Annotated in this window: 14 protein-coding genes, 1 pseudogene and 1 riboswitch; of the genes and pseudogenes, 13 read left to right on the forward strand and 2 right to left on the reverse strand. The window is 45.3% G+C overall.

Features of this window, described 5'->3' with window-relative positions; translation table 11 throughout:
* Positions 1-221: 221 nt before the first annotated feature.
* From V5G21_RS18470 to V5G21_RS18500, 7 genes and pseudogenes are all read left to right on the forward strand, one after another.
* Complete coding sequence (locus V5G21_RS18470) at positions 222-1,325, forward strand: DUF3810 domain-containing protein (RefSeq protein ID WP_063609389.1); 1,104 nt, start codon at positions 222-224, stop codon at positions 1,323-1,325.
* A gap of 83 nt (positions 1,326-1,408) precedes the next feature.
* Positions 1,409-1,640 (forward strand): annotated as a pseudogene (locus V5G21_RS18475) (IS30 family transposase); the annotation flags it as partial.
* 373 nt (positions 1,641-2,013) lie between these two features.
* The gene (gene mmgD, locus V5G21_RS18480; protein WP_011246648.1) at positions 2,014-3,135 is read left to right on the forward strand and encodes a citrate synthase; all 1,122 of its coding nucleotides are present in this window, start codon (positions 2,014-2,016) and stop codon (positions 3,133-3,135) included.
* A gap of 22 nt (positions 3,136-3,157) precedes the next feature.
* Positions 3,158-4,591, forward strand: coding sequence for a bifunctional 2-methylcitrate dehydratase/aconitate hydratase (locus V5G21_RS18485; protein WP_011246649.1), 1,434 nt, complete (start codon positions 3,158-3,160; stop codon positions 4,589-4,591).
* Between the two features lie 19 nt (positions 4,592-4,610).
* Positions 4,611-5,519, forward strand: coding sequence for a methylisocitrate lyase (gene prpB / locus V5G21_RS18490; protein WP_011246650.1), 909 nt, complete (start codon positions 4,611-4,613; stop codon positions 5,517-5,519).
* Positions 5,520-5,745: 226 nt separating this feature from the next.
* Positions 5,746-6,621, forward strand: a complete 876-nt coding sequence (locus V5G21_RS18495; RefSeq protein ID WP_035204247.1) for an NAD(P)-dependent oxidoreductase — start codon at positions 5,746-5,748, stop codon at positions 6,619-6,621.
* On the forward strand, positions 6,618-8,078 hold the full coding sequence (locus V5G21_RS18500; protein WP_011246652.1) for a CoA-acylating methylmalonate-semialdehyde dehydrogenase: 1,461 nt from the start codon (positions 6,618-6,620) through the stop codon (positions 8,076-8,078). Before V5G21_RS18495 ends, V5G21_RS18500 begins: the two co-directional genes overlap by 4 nt.
* 197 nt (positions 8,079-8,275) lie before the next feature.
* Here the strand turns inward: V5G21_RS18500 and V5G21_RS18505 are convergent, their stop codons facing one another.
* Positions 8,276-9,328, reverse strand: coding sequence for an enoyl-CoA hydratase/isomerase family protein (locus V5G21_RS18505; protein ID WP_050748969.1), 1,053 nt, complete (start codon positions 9,326-9,328; stop codon positions 8,276-8,278).
* Positions 9,329-9,907: 579 nt separating this feature from the next.
* A riboswitch (FMN riboswitch) is annotated at positions 9,908-10,058 on the forward strand.
* A 132-nt stretch (positions 10,059-10,190) separates the two neighbouring features.
* On the opposite strand from V5G21_RS18505, the gene ribE (V5G21_RS18510) reads away from it, so the two are divergent.
* The 3 genes from ribE (V5G21_RS18510) (at position 10,191) to ribE (V5G21_RS18520) (ending at position 12,524) form a co-directional block, all read left to right on the forward strand.
* Positions 10,191-10,835 carry a riboflavin synthase gene (gene ribE, locus V5G21_RS18510; protein WP_011246654.1) on the forward strand — a complete coding sequence of 215 codons (645 nt, stop codon included), beginning with the start codon at positions 10,191-10,193 and terminating at the stop codon, positions 10,833-10,835.
* A 61-nt stretch (positions 10,836-10,896) separates the two neighbouring features.
* Positions 10,897-12,042, forward strand: a complete 1,146-nt coding sequence (locus V5G21_RS18515) for a bifunctional 3,4-dihydroxy-2-butanone-4-phosphate synthase/GTP cyclohydrolase II (protein ID WP_252731567.1) — start codon at positions 10,897-10,899, stop codon at positions 12,040-12,042.
* Between the two features lie 11 nt (positions 12,043-12,053).
* Positions 12,054-12,524 (forward strand): 6,7-dimethyl-8-ribityllumazine synthase, encoded by a 471-nt coding sequence (gene ribE, locus V5G21_RS18520; protein ID WP_011246656.1) that lies wholly within the window; start codon positions 12,054-12,056, stop codon positions 12,522-12,524.
* A gap of 87 nt (positions 12,525-12,611) precedes the next feature.
* On the opposite strand, the gene V5G21_RS18525 is transcribed toward ribE (V5G21_RS18520), so the two are convergent.
* The gene (locus V5G21_RS18525) at positions 12,612-13,076 is read right to left on the reverse strand and encodes a DUF309 domain-containing protein (RefSeq protein WP_011246657.1); all 465 of its coding nucleotides are present in this window, start codon (positions 13,074-13,076) and stop codon (positions 12,612-12,614) included.
* A gap of 153 nt (positions 13,077-13,229) precedes the next feature.
* On the opposite strand from V5G21_RS18525, the gene V5G21_RS18530 reads away from it, so the two are divergent.
* From V5G21_RS18530 to V5G21_RS18540, 3 genes are read left to right on the forward strand one after another with little or no spacing between them, the layout of a single operon-like run.
* The gene (locus tag V5G21_RS18530) at positions 13,230-14,000 is read left to right on the forward strand and encodes a segregation/condensation protein A (protein WP_011246658.1); all 771 of its coding nucleotides are present in this window, start codon (positions 13,230-13,232) and stop codon (positions 13,998-14,000) included.
* Positions 13,981-14,562 (forward strand): SMC-Scp complex subunit ScpB, encoded by a 582-nt coding sequence (scpB, locus tag V5G21_RS18535; protein WP_011246659.1) that lies wholly within the window; start codon positions 13,981-13,983, stop codon positions 14,560-14,562. Before V5G21_RS18530 ends, scpB begins: the two co-directional genes overlap by 20 nt.
* A gap of 24 nt (positions 14,563-14,586) precedes the next feature.
* Entirely contained in the window at positions 14,587-15,159 is a 573-nt protein-coding gene (locus tag V5G21_RS18540; RefSeq protein ID WP_011246660.1) for a metalloregulator ArsR/SmtB family transcription factor, read from the forward strand.
* Positions 15,160-15,210 lie beyond the last annotated feature (51 nt).

Here is a 15,210-nt window from a genome sequence, read left to right on the forward strand (position 1 = left end):
AGCTAACGGTGTAAATTACATAGGAGCTGGTTTTGTCCTGGAATTACAGTTCTGCTATTAAATGAGTGATAAATCATTTACTAGACGAAACTAAGTATGTGAATGGTTATATATTGGTAGCGCGGAACATTATACGAAAACTTCTATCACAGATATATTAATGAGTGGGCATAGTGTAATTAGAAAAACAAACTCTTATTGGAGTGATCATTGTGTTAAATATGAAAAAGCTTTTACTTAAGAGATTGCCGTGGATCTCACTTGGAGTTATAGCTTATATACTGACAAAATACGCGCAGAACCATCAGGATTGGGCGGAAAAATACAGTAAGTCTGTATATCCGTTATTGTCAAAAACAGTAGGATTTGTACCTTCTTGGGTCAAATTTTCTGTTAGTGAATGGCTCGTAGTGTTGGTTGTGTTCCTTTTGCTATTTTATATAGTTTATTATGTGCGCAAGGTTATCATGAGTAAAGGTGTACGTAGGATGGTAGTTTATCGTGGTACTTTAGGAATAGTTACGATCTGTAGCGTGATATATTTTTGTTATACTATTTTGGGTGGAATAAACTATCACAGATATTCTTTTTTGTCTTATACCGAATATAATAAAGAAGAAAACTACAGCAAGGAGGAACTGGTCAAATTGAGTAAGTCGCTTGCCGTTGAAATGGAATTGGCAAGGGAAAAGTTAGCGGATACTGATCTTTTGGTTCAAGTACCAGAGGTTTTTGATTACTATGCACAACAAGCAGTGTTCTCGATGCAAATGTTATCAAAGAAATATCCTATTTTGGAGCATTCTTTATATTCAACACCAAAACCAGTTGTGATGTCAAAACTAATGTCGCATGCAGGGATACATGGTATTTTTGTCCCTTTTACTTTTGAATCCAATATCAATGTTAATGTGCCAGTTTTCTTGGCGCCTGCTACTATGGCACATGAATTGGCACATCAGAGTGGTTTCATGCATGAGGATGAGGCAAATTTTATAGCTTATCTGGCATGTAAGCAGCAGGACGATCCAATGATGCTTTATAGTGGTTTTTTTCTAGCATTTGATTATTCTATATCTGAGCTAAAAAAGGTTGATCCAGATAAGGCGTCTGATATAATGTCCAGTCTGTCCAAGGCGGTGCAGCATGATATAGAACAAAATGAGCAGTACCGGGATAAGTATGAGGGTGTTATTTCAAGTATTTCAAGAAATGTAAATGACTTATATCTGAAGGCGAATAATCAGTCAGACGGTTTGAATAGCTATAGTGATATGGTAAATTTATTGCTGGCAGAGCAGCGAGGGATAGAGAAGTATAATTAAATAAAGTATAGATATTATTAGGAGTGAGTGAAATAAACAAAATAAAAGTATTCCCCATTCCATTTGCTGAGCATCGGTAAAATCAGAAACCCTATGAAAACCGTGGGCGCTTCACCGTCTGGACATCCATCAAGCAGAGAAGAGATCCGAAAACGAGAGACCTTCGGTCATTGGGAACTGGATACGGTCATATCGGGTCATGGGAAAAGCAAAGGCTGCCTGGCGACCTTTATCGAACGAAAAACCCGTTGGTATTGCGCTATCCCCATGCCCGACCGAACGGCCGTCTCTATGGAGGAAGCCATCCGAAAGCTGAAACTGGGATCGACCGCTGTGCCTATCTTTTTCAGAGCAGTTAATCGGACCCGCCTAAACATACATCTTACGATACTCCTTGGATGTTAATCCCTTCCTTTTTTGAAATAGGTGTGCATACTTCCTAATAGAAAATAGAGAAACGCGTGCCATGAGCGAACAACAATCTTTGTGGGTAGAAGGTTGTTTCCAGAATCGCAGCAAAAAGTAAATGATTATTGCCGAGTGAATTTAGAGTATGTTACATTTAAGTAGACGGATGAACACATCGAAGTCGTAGACGGCAGTTGGAGGTGAGTTTCGTCGAATTATGTAAGCGCTTTATTTAATTAGACTTATCGTTTTACTCGGAAAAAGAAAAAGGAGGGATCGCATGCAAGTTGAACAAACGTATCATCCAGGTTTGGACGGAGTGATTGCGGCAGAAACCGATTTATCTTTTCTCGACACGGAACAAGGACAAATCATCATCCACGGTTACGACTTGATTCAATTATCAAAAACAAATGGCTATTTGGATATTGTCCACTTATTGTTAAAGGGTGAATTGCCGTCGGAACAAGAACGGCTAGCATTAGCAGAACGTTTAAGCGGTTCGTATGACTTGCCTGAAGCTGTTTTGGACGTTTTAAAACGGCTACCTGCATCGACACACCCAATGGATGCACTGCGGACGGGCGTTTCTGTGCTAGGGGGTTTTGATACACGGCTAGATGACCGCAGTGAAGAGGCAAACCGTGAACGAGCCTATGAATTACTGGCCAAGCTGCCGGCGGTTGTTGCTAACAGTTACCGCATCCTTGAGAAGAAACAAGTGTTAACGCCAAAAGATTCCCTTTCCTATAGCGCCAATTTCTTATACATGATTACAGGAAATGTGCCAAGTGAATTAGAAGAGCGTGTGTTCGACCAATCGCTGTTGCTCTATTCTGAGCATGAAATGCCTAACTCCACTTTTGCAGCGCGAGTCATTGCCTCCACGCTTTCAGATATGTACGGCGCCTTAACGGGGGCAGTCGCTTCTTTGAAAGGGCATTTGCACGGCGGCGCCAATGAAGCAGTTATGTATATGCTCCTTGATGCAAACTCACCTGAAGAGTTTGAAACACTTCTATCGAATAAGTTAAAGAAAAAAGAAAAAATAATGGGATTTGGCCACCGAGTGTATATGAAAAAAATCGACCCTCGGGCTCTTATTATGAAAGAAGCGCTTGCTGAACTTTCACAAGCTGCTGGAGATGACAGACTCCTGCAAATGTGCGAGGCGGGAGAGGCTCTTATGGCTAAAGAGAAGGGGCTTTATCCTAATTTAGACTATTATGCTGCCCCGGTATACTGGATGTTAGGCATCCCAATCAGCTTGTATACCCCGATTTTCTTTTCGTCCCGGACAGCCGGGCTAAGTGCCCACGTAATCGAGCAACATCGAAACAACAAGCTATTTAGGCCTCGGGTTAAGTATACAGGGCCACGTTATACATCTGTACAGAAATGAAGGGACAACGGAGGTTTTTTGCATGGACTTGAAAACGGATACAAGAAAAACAGACTTGCTTTTAGAGGAAATTGCTGAGTATGTGCTAAAAAAGGAGATTACAAGCGAGGAGGCGCTGGAAACCGCGGCGCACGTCCTTGTTGATACGATTGGCTGCGGCATTCTGGCCCTCCGCTATCCGGAATGCGTGAAAATGCTCGGCCCGGTTGTGCCGGGGACGATTGTTCCAAATGGGGTTAAAGTTCCTGGCACATCCCATGTTTTAGACCCGGTTCGGGGCGCTTTTAATATTGGTACGATGATACGGTGGCTTGATTACAACGATACGTGGCTTGCAGCTGAGTGGGGGCACCCATCGGATAACCTTGGCGGCATTTTAGCGACGGCCGACTATATAAGCAGAAAAAACATAGCAGAAGGCAAAGCGCCTCTAACGATCCATGATGTGTTAATCGCGATGGTAAAAGCCCATGAAATCCAAGGCGTGCTTGCATTAGAAAACAGCTTTAACCGAGTTGGCCTCGACCATGTGCTCCTCGTTAAAGTAGCGACTACCGCTGTGGTTGCCGGGATGCTTGGTGGTACAAAAGAAGAAGTCGTAAACGCCGTTTCCCATGCCTGGATTGACAATTCCTCGTTGCGCACATACCGCCACGCTCCGAACACAGGCTCGCGGAAATCATGGGCGGCTGGCGACGCGACAAGCCGAGGCGTCTTTTTGGCAATGACAGCTTTAACAGGCGAGATGGGCTATAAAACGGCGCTGTCTGCTCCTGGATGGGGTTTCCAAGACGTGCTTTTTAATAAGAAGGAAGTCGTGCTCGCCCGTAAGCTGGACTCATATGTCATGGAAAATGTGTTATTTAAAGTGTCTTATCCAGCTGAATTCCACGCGCAAACGGCAGCTGAAGCGGCAGTCACGTTACATGAGTCAGTCCGTGACCGTCTGGATGAGATCGACCGTATTGAAATCCATACCCATGAATCGGCGATCCGCATCATTGACAAAAAAGGGCCGCTGTACAATCCTGCTGATCGGGATCATTGTTTGCAATACATTACAGCAATTGGCCTGTTAAAGGGTGCAATTGTCGCAGATGACTATGAAGATGAGATGGCCCAAGATCCCCGTGTGGACCAACTTCGCGATTTGATGGTGGTTACGGAAAACAAACAGTTTTCAATAGACTACTTAGATCCAGAAAAACGGTCGATTGCCAATGCTGTGCAAGTCTTTTTTAAGGACGGTACGAAAACGGACCAAGTAACAATCGAATATCCACTTGGCCATCGTTTCCGCCGCGAAGAAGCTGTTCCTGCTATTCAGGAGAAATTCGCAGCAAATATCGCTAGCCATTATCCGCAAAAACAAGAAAAAGCAATCCTTGAGGCTTGTACAAACAAAGACTTAGGCAACATGTCAGTACCAGCTTTTACAGACTTGCTTGCCTTATAGAAAGAGAGGAGGGATTGCAATGCCTTGGATTGTAGACGAACCGCGCTCACAACAAGAACTAGCAACGTCTTTTTACAAACAGATGACGGAAAAGGGAATCTTACAAATTCCAGGTGCACATGATGCTATGGCTGGCTTAATCGCAAAACAAACGGGCTTTACTAGCCTTTATTTGTCAGGAGCTGCTTATACGGCGAGTTTAGGATTGCCTGATCTTGGAATTGTCTATTCAAACGAAGTGGCTGTCCGAGCCCGGGAAATAGTCCGGGCTACAAACCTGCCGCTTTTAGTCGATATCGATACTGGATTTGGCGGTGTGATGAACGTTGCTCGAACAGGGGTGGAAATGGTTGAAGCTGGGGTTGCGGCTGTACAGATGGAAGACCAAGACTTGCCGAAAAAATGTGGCCATTTGAACGGAAAAAAACTGATTCAGGCTGAAGAGATGGCGCAAAAAATTGCTGCTTTGAAAAAAGCGGCTCCGTCGCTTGTCATCATTGCCCGGACCGATGCAAGGGGCGTGGAAGGGCTTCAGTCAGCAATTGACCGCGCCAAGCTTTATCTCGATGCCGGCGCTGATGGCATTTTCCCAGAAGCGTTGCAAGGTGAAGAAGAGTTCCGTGCCTTTGCCGAAGCAGTCGAAGCGCCTTTGCTTGCGAATATGACGGAGTTTGGCAAAACGCCTTATTACAAAGCAGAGGAATTTGAACAGATGGGGTTTGCGATGGTCATTTATCCCGTCACATCGCTTCGCGTAGCGGCCAAAGCATATGAACGTGTGTTTACTGATATTATGGAGAATGGTACGCAAAAAGCGAGTTTGGCTGACATGCAAAAGCGCAGCGAATTATACGAAACCATTTCATATGATGAATTTGAAGCGTTGGATGCGTCTGTCGCCAAAACGATTTTAACAAGCGACCAGTAATACGTTGCAAAGTCATACGGGTTGGTAGAAAACGCTTGTCTGTTAAATACAAATAACACGGGTGTGCTTACAGAAATGATCGTTTCAAAGTATATGAACGAATCGATGCGAGCGTTTGTCTATAAATGTGAGAGCCTGCTTGGCAGGCTCTTGAGCTTATGCTAAAGTCGACAAAATCACCAGAGGGGGAGATGTCGTGAAAGTCGGGTTCATCGGTTTAGGCAATATGGGCATGCCAATGTCGAAAAATTTGCTTGAGTCTGGATATGAAGTAGTTGGTTATGACATCAATGAAACTTCGCTTTTAGCGTTTGAACAGGCTGGGGGAAAGCGGGCCCGTGATTTGGCAGACATCGTGCTGGCAAGCGAGCTCATCTTTACAAGCCTCCCTTCTTCGGAAGCGGTTGAAAATGTGTATTTAGGAGAGAAGGGTGTATTCGCTTCTGCCCCTTCAAGCATTCTATTTGTCGACACGAGCACAGTCGCCCCAGAGCTTGTAATGCGGATTGGGCAAGCGGCAGAAGAAAAAGGGTTATCGTTTTTGGCTGCTCCTGTTAGTGGCGGTGTCGTTGGAGCGGAAAACCGTACCTTGACGTTCATGGTGGGCGGTCCAAAAAAACTGCTTGAGTCAGTATCCGATCATTTAATGACACTAGGAAGCCATGTCTTTCATATTAGTGAAAGTTATGACAGCGGCATCAATGCAAAGTTGATTAATAATTTGTTGATTGGCTTTTATACGGCCGGTGTCGCAGAAGCATTGGCACTTGCCAAAAAGAGCGACTTAAACTTGGATTTTTTGTTTAATGTCCTAAATGTTAGTTATGGCCAGAGCCGCATTTATGAGCGAAACTACAAGTCGTTTATGGCAACAGGCAATTATGAACCTGGATTCGCTTTAAAGTTGCTTAATAAAGATTTGCGTTTTGCGATGGATCTTGCAAAAGAGCGTGGCGTGAAATTGCCGATTAGTGAAGCTTTAGTTGAACTGTATGCCGACGCTGAGCGAGCAGGACTTGGAGAAAAGGACATGGCCGTGCTGTTTGAACGGATTGGGGAACAGACAATTTCCTTTAAAGCGGAAGGAGTGGCTAAACGATGACAACTACGAAAGTGAAAACGGTGAAAAACTGGATTGACGGCGCTTGGGTCGAAGCATCTACGGCTGATACGGAAGTCGTACCAAACCCGGCGACGGGAGAAGCTATTGCTTACGTGCCGCTTTCAGGCGAACGTGATGTGGAGCAGGCGGTGGCGAGCGCAAAGCGTGCCTATGAAACATGGAAAACAGTTCCTGTTCCCGAGCGTACTCGGTACATGTTTGCGTATTTGGAGCAACTAAAGAAAAATAGGGAGCAATTGGCGCAGCTGATTACGCTAGAAAACGGCAAGACGATCAAAGATGCTAGAGGGGAAGTCCAACGTGGCATTGAGTGTGTGGAGCTAGCTACGTCGACACCGACAATGATGATGGGCGACGCTCTTCCCGATATTGCCAGCGGGATTGACGGTTCGATTTGGCGCTATCCTTTAGGGGTTGTTGCTGGCATTACGCCGTTTAATTTTCCAATGATGGTCCCGTTATGGATGTTTCCACTTGCGATTGCAGCAGGGAATACATTTGTTCTTAAAACCTCTGAACGGACACCGCTTTTAGCTGAACAACTTGTCTCGCTTATGCATGAAGTCGGTTTGCCTAGAGGTGTGTTGAATTTAGTGAATGGCGGCAAAGCAGTGGTTAATGGCTTGTTAAACCACCCTGACGTTGAAGCGATTTCGTTTGTCGGCTCTGAGCCAGTGGCTCGCTATGTATATGAAACAGGTACAGCAAATGGCAAACGAGTTCAGGCCCTTGCAGGCGCAAAAAACCACGCTGTCGTTTTAGCTGATTGTGAACTAGATAAGACGGTCCAAGGGGTCATCGGCGCCGCCTTTGCATCGAGTGGCGAACGGTGTATGGCTTGTTCCGTGGTCGCCGTCGTTGAAGAAGTAGCGGATGCCTTTATTGAAAAACTAACGGCAGAGACGAAGAAATTGACAGTCGGCAACGGCAAAAACGATGAACATTTTGTCGGCCCGCTCATTCGCCAAAGCCATAAAGACAAAGTTGTTAAATACATTGAACAAGGAGTAGAGCAAGGGGCAGAACTGTTGGTTGACGGACGCAACGCAACGAGTGAGGAAGCGGGCTATTACCTTGGCGCAACTTTGTTCGACCACGTGACACCAGAGATGACGATCTGGCAAGAAGAATTGTTTGCCCCAGTGCTCAGCATTGTCCGTGTGCGAGATTTAGAAGAGGCAATTGCTTTAACGAACCGATCTCGCTTTGCGAACGGGGCCGTTATTTACACATCAAGCGGCAAGGCGGCACAACACTTTCGAAATGCAATCGATGCCGGGATGGTTGGCATCAATGTGAATGTGCCTGCTCCAATGGCATTCTTTTCATTTGCCGGTAATAAAGCATCGTTTTTTGGCGATCTTGGCACGAATGGACGTGACGGCATCCAATTTTATACAAGGAAAAAAGTCGTTACCGAACGCTGGTTCAATTAATAAAGGGAACGTTGTTATCGCTTAAAAACCAGTGTCTACTTTTAGAGCCACCCGCAAAAGGCAGGTGGCTCAGACTGTAGGCAAATCGTTCGTTGCTTCTCAAATGTGTTGGAACAGCCTGTGCCAAGTTAAAAAACATAGCTAACTGTACGGCATCAGAGAAGCATTTTCTATCAGTCTGAGTGATGGAAGCGACTTCACAGTTCACGGAAAAAGGAAAGCGCTAATTCATCAGGTACCTCTTCGATTGTTTTATATTGATAATTGGGCATGCGCGTTTTATCGATTAATACAGACCGAACGCCTTCATAAAAATCATCGGAACGTAAAAAGCGCAAAGCGAGACGCTTATCGGTTTCATACGTTTCTTCAAGAGTAGACGTCTTTGATTGTTTTAAGTGGGCAAGTGTCACTTTTAATGATAAAGGCGATTTGCTGCGCAATATGGTGGCGCAATCTTGGGCAAATGGATCCCCTTTTGCTTCTTCAAGTGAAGCGATAATCGCTTCAACCGTTTTATGGGAAAAATGTTGGTCGATTTTCGGTTGCAGCATCGCCAATTCGCTTTTTGGCGGTTCTGCAATGAACGACTGTAAAAAAAGGTGCAGTGCTTGATTCAGATCTTGTTCGCTATTGGTCCAGTCGGTGTTTAGCAATTGACTGCGAAGAGGTTCCATCGTTTCTTTTTTCGTGTAATAGTCGGCGCACCCTAGGAAAATCGCATCTTCTCCAGTTAGCATTGCAGCAGTCAACGCTGCATAGCGCCCTGTGTACCCAGGAGCAAGGCTTAGAAAATAACAGGCCCCTACATCGGGAAAGAAGCTAATGTTCATTTCAGGCATAGACCACTTCGTTGTATCTGTGACAATGCGGTGACTTGCACCGTAACTAAGGCCAACGCCTCCGCCCATCACAATGCCGTCAAGAAGGGCGACAATCGGTTTCGGATAGGTGGCAACGAGCAGATCAAGTTCGTATTCATGGGCAAAAAAATGTTTGGCTTCCTCCAGGCCGTTTTTGCTGTCCCGGGCGCTATAAAGCGCTTTAATATCTCCGCCAGCACAAAAAGCTTTGCTCCCCGCCCCTTCAAGAAGAACGAGCGCAACCTCATCATCCTGTTTCCATTGTTGCAATTGTGCCAACATGCCACTCACCATGTCATAAGACAGTGAATTCAACGCTTTTTCACGGGCAAGTGTGATGACTCCTACCCCAGTATCTGATTTTTCAAATCGCATATTGGTCGACATTGCTTCACCTCATCATTAAAAAGTAATCGCTTCTTTTTCTATTTTGACGCATTTTTAGCGGAAATGCAAAACATTTCAACTTGCATTGTGGTGTCTTTTTCGTTATAATAACTATTTATATAAGGCTAGGCTACTTTTTTCTGCCTGCGGGAGTTGATGCCTCCCGTCTATTACTACTTACGCCGCCCCCTTTCAGGCGCAGGGAAAAGACTTTTTGTACATGCAATTCAAACTGGCGCGGCCTCGGAGCCGCAAGGACGATCGAGAGGAAGGGCTTTCGTTGTCTTGTGAGCAAAAAATTCCATAGAGTCTAGCTTTTTGTCTCTTCTAACGGAACAAGAAGATAGAATACAGAAGCTTATAAGCAGGCAAAGCACGGAGAATGGCGTTGATGACCAAGTGCTTTGCTTTTTTGCGTTGTTCGAACTTTATTTAATACGAGCTCTAATGTCAACGACAAGATCAATCGATCAGCAGGTCGACGTTATGAACGTTAAGCAAGGAAGCAAAGTCCTTGCTTTTTTTATTTTCCAATGATAATCTTGGTTTACTTGATGAACCAATTACAAGTGAAATAATACTCAACTTCGGGGCAGGGTGTAAATCCCGACCGGCGGTGATAAGGCAATCGCCTTTTAGTCCGTGACCCGCATAAGCATTACTCGTGCGTGCGGTGGATCTGGTGCAAATCCAGAGCCGACAGTAATAGTCTGGATGGGAGAAGTTCGAGCGCAAACGTTTAAAAAAACGGTTATGTTTGCTTTATTTGTTGTGCGCAAAAACGTATGAAACCATACGTTTCTTTCCTGTACCCTGAAGGCGTGTTCTTCAGGGTTTTTTCTATTTAAAAGGGGGCATGACTATGTTTACAGGTATCATCGAAGAAATGGGCAAAGTTGCTTCTGTGTCAAAAAAAGGCAAAGCGATGACATTGGCTGTTAATTGCAAAACCGTTTTGGCGGACGCCGCAATTGGCGACAGCATCGCTGTGAATGGAGTTTGTTTAACGGTTACGGCAATATCTGAAAGCCAATTTCAAGCGGACGTGATGCCAGAGACATACGAAGCGACAACGATTAAACAGCTTGTTCCAGGGCAATTTGTTAATTTGGAACGGGCGATGGCTGTCGGCAGCCGCTTTGGTGGGCATATCATTTCTGGCCATGTCGATGGCGTTGGCACGATTCAAAAAAGACAACCAGTTGAGAATGCTGTGCTATTCGAAGTGGAAGCAGACCGAGAACTTGTTCGCTATATCGTTCAAAAAGGGTCGATTGCTGTTGATGGAACAAGTTTGACGGTGTTTGCCGTTACTGATACAAGCTTTACGATTTCAATTATTCCGCACACGCTTGAGATGACGATTATGGGCACAAAGAAACCTGGTGACCATGTTAATTTGGAATGCGACATTATCGGCAAATACGTTGAGAAACTTCTTGCCCCGAAAGAAAGTGCCGTTCGTACGCCTTTGTCGCAGCTTCTTAAAGAAAATAGCTATATGTAAAGGGGAGAACAACGTGTTTGAATCGATTGATGAAGCGATCACACAATTAAAAGCGGGGGGAATGATCCTCGTTGTAGATGATGAAGACCGGGAGAATGAAGGGGATTTTTTGGCTCTTGCTGAAACAGCGTCCCCTGAAACAATCAATTTTATGGCAACGCACGGACGCGGTCTCATTTGTGTGCCTTTGACGGAAGAACAGGCTGAGCGCCTGCAGCTTGGGCAGATGGTGTCTCACAGCACAGACCCACATGGAACGGCATTTACTGTCAGCGTCGACCATTCACATACGACAACAGGCATCTCTGCTTTTGAGCGGGCAGAAACGGTCCGCGCTTTAGCAGATGCCAATGCGCAGCCAAGTGATTTTAAACGGCCAGGGCATGTTTTTCCGCTTGTTGCCAAAAACGGCGGTGTGCTGCGCCGGGCTGGCCATACCGAAGCCGCTGTTGATTTTGCAAAACTTTGTGGAGCAAAACCGGCAGGCGTTATTTGCGAAGTGATGAACGAAGACGGATCGATGGCTAGAGTGCCTGAGTTGCGCATCATTGCCGATCAGCACAACCTGCCACTGGTGACGATTAAAGATTTGATCGCTTACCGCCGTAAAACGGAGAAAGTTGTGACGAGAGAAGTGGCTATTTCGTTGCCGACTGAGTATGGCGACTTTAAAGCAGTTGGCTATACGAATACCATCGACGGCAAAGAAAGTGTCGCCCTTGTTAAAGGGGACGTTGGAAATGGTGAGCCTGTTCTAGTCCGCGTTCATTCCGAATGTCTGACTGGTGATGTATTTGGCTCTAAACGATGCGATTGTGGTCCACAATTGCACGCAGCGCTAAAGCAAATTGAAGCTGAAGGACGAGGCGTACTGCTCTATATGAAGCAGGAAGGCCGTGGGATTGGGCTAATCAATAAATTCCGCGCCTATAAGCTGCAAGAAGAAGGCTACGATACAGTGGAAGCGAATGAGCGCCTTGGGTTTCCAGCGGATTTGCGCGAATACGGGATTGGGGCGCAAATCCTACGTGATTTAGGCATCCGTGACATGCGGCTTTTGACGAATAACCCTCGAAAAATTGCAGGGCTAGAAGGCTATGATTTAAACATTGTTGAGCGTGTGCCACTGCAAATGGAAGCTGTAGCCGAAAATGAACGTTATTTGCATACGAAAAGAGAAAAACTTGGGCATATGCTCAATTTATAGGAGGGCTTTAAATGGGGAAAAATTATGAAGGCCATTTGGTGGCATCTGGATTAAAGGTTGGAATTGTTGTGGGTCGTTTCAATGAATTTATTACAAGCAAACTTCTCGGCGGCGCTCAAGATGGGTTAATCCGCCATGGAGCAGATGAAGGCGATATCGATGTGGCTTGGGTTCCAGGAGCGTTCGAGATCCCGTTTGCAGCCAAAAAAATGGCTGAAAGCGGCCGATACGATGCGGTCATCACTTTAGGGACTGTCATACGAGGGTCGACGCCTCATTTTGACTACGTTTGTAATGAAGTGGCGAAAGGCGTCTCTTCATTGGCATTAACAACTGGGATTCCCGTCATTTTTGGTGTCTTAACAACGGATACAATCGAACAAGCTGTTGAACGAGCAGGCACAAAAGCAGGAAACAAAGGATGGGAAGCAGCAAGCGCGGCGATTGAAATGGCGAATCTAGCAAAGCAGTTTGAGGAATAACAGCTAGCATTTTCTATCAGTCTGAGTGATTTTGTCGACAACTCAAACGGCCCTGAAGGGGCCGTTTTTTTCTGCTGTTTTACTTCCTTATTGGCCATTTCGATTGCGTAAAATGTGCTTATGAATAAGTTGGGCATCAGCGAGATTGCTTGGAGCACACCACGATTTCCCAGCGTGGCGTTGACATGCGGCAAGTAAGGCTGTGTCCCAGAGCGGAAGGTTGTAGTCCTCAAAACAGCTAGAGCCTAAATGGGCCAGCCGTGCTTTCATATCTTGTTTTAGCGCACGTGCATTTATGCCTAGTTCGTAAAGGGCGTTTGCCTCAGCAGGAACGCGTTTGAGTAAGCGGCGATACAAAATTGCAGCTCCTTTTATATTGCCTCTTCGCTCATGATAAAGAGCGACCGCTAATTGGATAAGCGTAACCCAATAAGAAGCGCGCTTGTCTTTCGGAACGGATTTCCATTCCGCTTCTAACACTTCGTGGCATTCGAAGTAATCCCGTTTAGCATGAAAATAATAGAGGAAATCAAGATAGCGCTGTTTGTACATCGTTTGTTCCCCTTTGCTGTTGCAAAAAAGTGGTTTATGGTATACTTCTAGCGTGAGTCGACTTTTAGTGGCTAGAAACGGATTGGCCACAAAAGCAGAGGACCGTTGTTTTCGATGTTGATTTAAGATGTCCAAATCTAATGTGGTGATTGAGTGAACACAACAACTTATAACGTAAAAACAGATTCTTTTGAAGGGCCCCTCGATTTGTTGCTCCATTTGATCGCGCAGGCGGAAGTGGACATTTATGATATTCCTGTAGCAAAAATTACAGACCAATATTTACACTATATCCATACAATGCAAGAACTTGAGCTTGACTTAGCAAGCGAATATTTAGTCATGGCGGCCACGCTCTTGCAAATTAAAAGTCAAATGCTTTTGCCAAAGCCCGAGGAGTTGTTTTACGAAGACGAGGGGATGGAAGCAGAAGACCCTCGGGATGAACTCGTTGAGCAGCTTTTGGAATATCGGGCTTTTAAAGAAGCGGCTGAACAATTAAAAGAAAAAGAAGCACAGCGCAGCTTAGTCCATACGAGGCCTCCAAACGATTTGGACGCTTTTTTAAGCGCAGAAGAAGAACGGAAGCTCCAAATCGAAGGCGTCACACTTGCTGATATGCTTGGCGCGTTTCAAAAGCTTCTCCAGCGCAATGCATGGAATGCACCAAAAACGAAAACGGTCCAGAGTGAAGAACAGTCAATTGAACTTCGTATGAACGAACTGTTGGACGAGCTATCGGCCCATTCAGGCAAGGCTCCGTTCCATACGCTGTACGAGACTGGCAATGTGTCTCAGTTGATTGTCACGTTTTTGGCCATGCTTGAGCTCATTAAAACACGGGCGATCCATTGTGTGCAAGAGGAGAGCTTTGCTGAAATTATGATTTACTTATGGGATGGGGATGAGCATGCAAGCAAGTAAGCTCGCAAAAATCGAAGGTTTGCTGTTTGTCACAGGTGATGATGGCATTTCGCCAACAGAAATGGCCGAACTGGTTGAAATTAGTGAAGACGAAGTCATTCAATTGCTTGAAGTGCTTTCAGAACAAATGGCAAAAGAGGAGCGCGGCATTCGGTTAGCGCGTCTTGCCAACCGGTATCGGCTGACAACAAAAGTAGAACATGCTGATATGTATAAAAAGCTGGCTTCATCGCCGATACACGGCGGTCTTTCCCGTGCAGCCCTTGAAACGTTAGCGATTGTTGCTTACAAACAACCAATCACACGGGCTGAAATTGACGAAGTACGGGGAGTCAAGTCGGAGAAAGCGTTGCAATCACTTGTATCAAAACTGTTAATTGAAGAGTGCGGTCGGGCGTCTGGGACAGGCCGGGCAATCCTCTATGGCACGACGCCGTATTTTTTAGACCATTTTGGTTTAGAGTCGTTAGCGGACTTGCCTGACTTAAAAGAGCTTGATTTAAATGAAGAAGAACAGGATGAAACGGATTTGTTCTTTGAAAAGTTGAACGCTGACTTGTAAAACAGCAATGAAGGAGTTTGCGCGATGCAATTAAACCGGCTTGTCAATTTTCACAAAACGCTTGGAGACAAAACTCGTTTGCGCATCATTGCTTTGTTAAAAGATGGGCCTCTTCACGGGCAGGCGATCGCAGAAAAACTTGGCTTAAAACCGCCAACCATTTCTCATCACATTGCCAAACTGCGCGACATTGATTTAATTTACCAAAGGCGTGATAAAAACACGATTTATTTCTATTTGCATGAAAAGAAATTAATGCAAATGGCGCAAGCGATTGTGTTGCTTGGTAGTGAAGACATGTTTGGAGCAATCGAAGTAGATGAGGAAGTCAAACAAAAAGTCATCGGAAATTTTTTGCTGGCAAATGGCAGGCTGAAAACATTGCCTGCACAGCGGAAAAAGAAACTGATTATGCTTGAATACATGACAAAGGGACTGCGGACTGGGAAAGTTTATACGGAAGAGGACATTAACAATCATATTCAACAGTTTTACGATGATTATGCCACCGTCCGACGCGAATGGGTCATGTCCCATTTTATGTTCCGGGAAGACGGGAAGTATGAACTAAACCCTCGGGAGATGTGGCCTGTTTAATCACTTGTTCCACACTAGCACGAACGATCGCCCCGTGAAAACGAGCCCCAG

It is taken from the genome of Shouchella rhizosphaerae, assembly GCF_036700015.1.
Lineage (GTDB): Bacteria > Bacillota > Bacilli > Bacillales > Bacillaceae_D > Shouchella > Shouchella rhizosphaerae.